The organism is Kitasatospora sp. NPDC024654, from assembly GCF_055559155.1.
This window is the reverse complement of sequence record NZ_JBVHLF010000203.1, coordinates 1-4,024: the sequence shown is the minus strand read 5'-3', so window position 1 is coordinate 4,024 and position 4,024 is coordinate 1. Positions and strand designations below refer to the sequence as shown.

The window sequence follows — 4,024 nt, the reverse complement described above, 5'->3', positions numbered from 1 at the left end:
CAGGTGTCGTGGTCGACCACCACGGTCATGTAGCGCTGGCCCTTGCGGTAGGAGATCTCATCGATCCCGATCCGGCGCAACCCCGCCAGCCGGTCCGTGCCCTGGTCGCGGTCAGCGGTGTAGCGCTCGACGATCCGCCCGACCGTGCGCCAGGTGCAGCGCAGCAGCTCGGCCGCCGCGCCCTTGGAGCACTCGGCGGCCATCCACGCCGCCTGCCGGTCGAAGGCCAGGGTGTGCCCGGCGTCGTGCCGGGCCCACGGCACCGCTGCCACGGTCGCACCGTGCCGGCGGCAGGCGACCCGCGGGGCATCCGCCTCCAGAAACACCCGCACCGCCCCGTGGTCCAGATCCCGCCACCGGCGCCGGCCGCGTCCCCGGTCGTACCAGGGAGCCGGGCGCCGGCACAGCCCGCACCGCCCACGCCGCCGCGCGTCAGGCCGCACCGACGCGACCACACACTGTTCCGATTCATCCCAGCGCACCGCCTCGACCACGGTGTTTTCCACCATCAGGGTGCGCTTCCATATGCTGAAGGCAGGCACGCCGTCTCTCTGCTTGATCAAACTTGAGTCTCGACACCTCAAGGATCACAGAGGACGGCGTGTTTCACGTCCAGCCGCAGGTCAGCGCACCCACACATGCGGCAGGAGAGCCCGAAATCAGCTCCCACCCCTCGCCCAGGAGCACCCCGCGCCAAGAGCCAACCTGGCCGCTCACCGGCTCCTCCGCGCGCGAGTGCTCGGCGGCGTCATCAACGAATACCGATACGCGGCCTGACCAGCAGCGACAAGTTTCCGAACGGCACACCATGATGTACGCGCTCATCACCCCGGACGGCGAGCTGCACTTCAGGCAGGGCATGCCGGACACCATGTGGAAGGACGTCGACCCGCACCACGGGGCGGTCAGCGGGTTCACGGTGCAGCGGGCCCGGCGTGACGGTAGCCGCGGCATGCGCGGCTACGCCAGTGAGGTCGCCGCGCTGTTCCCTGAGAAGTACGCCCCGAACGAGGTCGCCGGGCCGATGATCACATCGCTGGGCGGCCAGCGGCAGCTGTGGTTCGGCAACGTGGCGGTCTGTGGACAGCGCATCGTCTCCAGCGGCGGTGAAACCGACGTGTGTGGACTGACCGGCGCCCAGCAGGAGTTGATCCGCAAGACGCACGGCACGTGGGCCCTGTGACCGGGGTCCCGGGGCACTGGATCAGACCGACCGGGATCCGGTGGTGAAGACCGCATCCGGTACCGGGCGGTCCGCCGCCATGCTCCACGACCGACACGGCGACCCGCTGCCCGACCGGATGAACCGCATCCTCGCCGACGACCTTCCCGCTGGTCAGCCGACTCCGCCGGGACCAGGACGCCGTCGTCACCGGACTGAGCAACCTCTGAACCTCCAGCAGCAACCTGCAGAAACCAGCCGTCCCGGTGTGCGGGATCGGCCGCTCGGGCGGAGCAAATCGGGCGGTCACGGCGCGGGCGGAGCAAATCGGGCGGTCACGGCGCGGGGGGTGCCCGGGAAGGTCGGTGCCTGCGGACATCTGCGGTAGCGCAGTTACTGGTGATCGTGGCGTGTCGGCGGGCCTGGACGGCCCTGCCTCCTTGGCACAATGCGGCTCATGCAGCCACTGCCGGTTCCCTGCCCCGCACACCTCATCCCGGATGCCACCGGCACCAACACCGACGCTTTCCACGACGCGTACCGGCAGGCCATGGCGCATTGCGTTGTGTTCGTCGCCATCGAAGCCGAAGCACGTCAGCAGTGGAACGTGAAGGCGGACACGCTCACCGCCGGTCCCGACCACGAGGTTGAGGACACCGTGAACGACGCTGTCAGGGCCGCGATCACCCGCCTGGTCCAAAGGCACGAGGTCGACCCGGACGCCTACACGGGACCGGTCTACTTCATGATGCACGGGGTGCGAAGTGAGGAACGGGCCCGTGAACTCGCGGCCGCACTCCACGCCGCCCTCTATGGCGACCTCGAACCGCTGGCCCGCGCCGTCCCCCCGTCCTGAACTGGACCCCCCACCGGACACCCGCACCGCCGCCACTCCCGGCCGGGGCGCCCTGTGGATGTGCGGGCGCAGGCGCGGCGTACGTTGCCGCCGTGACCGGCGGCCCCGAGGCAAAGGTCATAACATAGCGACGGCCCACGGCGACGCCCTCCCGGCCCCGCGTGGTGGGTATTTGATCGGGGCTGATGGTGGGGTGTTCTCCGGCCACCGGCCGGAGAACACCCCACCATGTCATGCGCGGCGGCGGATGCGGGTCACGGTCACAACGGCGGCTCCGCTGAGCGGCAGTGCGACGCCGATGGCCAGGCGGCCGGCGCCCGGGTCGTTGTCGATCCTCACGCTCTCCAGTCGTTCGCCCTGCTCGGTTTGGCTCACGGTGACCGAACGGCGGCGGTGGAGGTCGATCCCGACGTACTGCCGTCCGGCGTAGTCCGCACGCATAGGGGCTTCCCTGGTCGACACTGGGGTGGACAACCCCAGTGTCGACCCCGACGCCGGGGAGCCCGCGAGGAGCGGGGCCCCGCCCCTTCATCACATCAGGAGTGCACTGGTGCTCGGGCGGTAGACGGCTTGCCGGTCGGTTGCCGGCCCAGCCGCCAGGCCGGCCCGCCCCGACCTCGGTCGCACCCGCGGTCGTCAGCCGAGGCGGGAGAGTTTCTTGCCGAAGCCGGGTGCGGTCAGGTCGTGTCGCAGGGCTACCGGAACTTGCGTTTCGGCCGTTGCCCCGGGCTGGATGGTGAGGGTGCCCACCGTGGTGCCCTCCTTCGCGCTGCGCGGTAGGACCTTGGCTGTTGTGGAGAGCGTCAGCCGCGTCCGCCTGCCGGGCCAGCCGACCACGGTCAGGTCGGCGGCCGCGACCACGGGGGTTCTGTCACCGAGGCCGTCGTCGAGGTAGCCGACGACGTCGCCCTTCTTGACGATGGTGGCGGAGGTCAGGGCTTTCTGGATCTGGGTGATGAGCTTCTGGCTGGCGGTCAGGGCCTTGGCGAGGCCGTAGTCGGACGTGTCGGCGCTGTGCTGGGCCATCACGACGCCCAGGATGAGTTGTTTGCCGCCGCCGACGGTCTGCTGGGCGGCCCACATCAGGTTGCCGCCTGCCGCCGAGGTCGAGCCGGTCTTGATGCCGATGACGCCTGGGTTGGCCAGGTCGGTGTTGTTGTTGTCGATCCGGCCCGCGACGCCGTCGATGGTCGTACTCGGCATCGCGACCACTGCGCGGAATGCCGCATCCCGCATCGCGGCCCGGGCCAGCGTGATCTGGTCGACGGCGGTGCTGACGATGCCGGCGTCCAGGCCGCTGGGGTCGGTGTAGGTGCTGTCGTTCATGCCGAGTTGCCGGGCGGCGGCGTTCATCCTCCGCGCGAATGCCTCGTCGGTTCCAGCGTCCCAGCGGCCGAGCAGGCGTGCGATGTTGTTGCCGGAGGGGATCAGCATCAGTTGCAGCATCTGCCGTTCGGTGAAGTGCTGGCCCGCGGCGACCTGGGCTTTCGACTCGTCGGCGATCGTGGCCTCCTGGGCCGTCCGCGCGTCCACGGTGATGGCGGGGCCGTCGTCGCCGTCCTTGAGCGGGTGGTCCTGGAGGAGGACGTAGGCGGTCATCACCTTGCCCATGCTGGCAGTCGGCGTCGGCTCTGGTCGCCGTAGGTTCCCAGGCTGCCCAGGCCCTCGACCTCCACGGCGGCCTCGCCCTCGCTCGGCCAGGCGGGCGCCGGCGGATCGCCGGCGATCGTGTACGACCGCGCACCCGTCATCACCAGCAGGGGTTCGGGCAGTGGACGGAGCACCTGCGCCACGCAGAAGACGACCGCCAGCAGGACCAGCGGGGCCCAGATCATCACCCGGCGCCGGGCGGTGCGCGGGAGGGTCCGCGGCGGCACAGGTGTCAGCTCGGCGAGTACGGGGGCTCCCCCAGAAGTGTGGACACCCCAGACACTGGATCGCAGAGATCCAGAGGAAGAGGAGTCCCCCGTGGTGATGAAGGTGTACTCGCCGGAGTTCAAGGCGGA

5 protein-coding genes and 1 pseudogene are annotated in these 4,024 nt (G+C 70.1%); 2 read left to right on the top strand and 4 right to left on the bottom strand.

Translation table 11 applies throughout. The features are described 5' to 3' along the window. On the bottom strand, window positions 1-509 hold a 509-nt coding region (locus ACZ38L_RS38720), incomplete at its 3' end, for a helix-turn-helix domain-containing protein (RefSeq protein WP_465702714.1). Between the two features lie 299 nt (window positions 510-808). Between ACZ38L_RS38720 and ACZ38L_RS38715 the strand changes: the two genes are divergently transcribed. Both ACZ38L_RS38715 and ACZ38L_RS38710 read left to right on the top strand, forming a co-directional pair. Beyond that, window positions 809-1,183 carry a hypothetical protein gene (locus ACZ38L_RS38715; RefSeq protein WP_465702712.1) on the top strand — a complete coding sequence of 125 codons (375 nt, stop codon included), beginning with the start codon at window positions 809-811 and terminating at the stop codon, window positions 1,181-1,183. Between the two features lie 436 nt (window positions 1,184-1,619). After that, the gene (locus ACZ38L_RS38710) at window positions 1,620-2,018 is read left to right on the top strand and encodes a hypothetical protein (protein ID WP_465702710.1); all 399 of its coding nucleotides are present in this window, start codon (window positions 1,620-1,622) and stop codon (window positions 2,016-2,018) included. 231 nt (window positions 2,019-2,249) lie between these two features. On the opposite strand, the gene ACZ38L_RS38705 is transcribed toward ACZ38L_RS38710, so the two are convergent. The 3 genes and pseudogenes from ACZ38L_RS38705 to ACZ38L_RS38695 form a co-directional block, all read right to left on the bottom strand. Then, window positions 2,250-2,459 carry a hypothetical protein gene (locus ACZ38L_RS38705; RefSeq protein WP_465702708.1) on the bottom strand — a complete coding sequence of 70 codons (210 nt, stop codon included), beginning with the start codon at window positions 2,457-2,459 and terminating at the stop codon, window positions 2,250-2,252. A 195-nt stretch (window positions 2,460-2,654) separates the two neighbouring features. Then, a complete protein-coding gene (locus ACZ38L_RS38700; RefSeq protein ID WP_465702706.1) occupies window positions 2,655-3,629 on the bottom strand; it encodes a hypothetical protein in 975 nt (324 codons plus the stop codon). Continuing rightward, window positions 3,617-4,024, bottom strand: a pseudogene (locus ACZ38L_RS38695) (hypothetical protein); the annotation flags it as partial. The gene ACZ38L_RS38700 and the pseudogene ACZ38L_RS38695, both read right to left, overlap by 13 nt.

Excerpts from the sequence above, each read along its gene's own strand:
- ACZ38L_RS38710 (WP_465702710.1), top strand. The coding sequence starts at position 1,620 with ATGCAGCCACTGCCGGTTCCCTGCCCCGCACACCTCATCCCGGATGCC.
- ACZ38L_RS38715 (WP_465702712.1), top strand. The coding sequence starts at position 809 with ATGATGTACGCGCTCATCACCCCGGACGGCGAGCTGCACTTCAGGCAG.
- ACZ38L_RS38705 (WP_465702708.1), bottom strand. The coding sequence starts at position 2,459 with ATGCGTGCGGACTACGCCGGACGGCAGTACGTCGGGATCGACCTCCAC.
- ACZ38L_RS38700 (WP_465702706.1), bottom strand. The coding sequence starts at position 3,629 with ATGGGCAAGGTGATGACCGCCTACGTCCTCCTCCAGGACCACCCGCTC.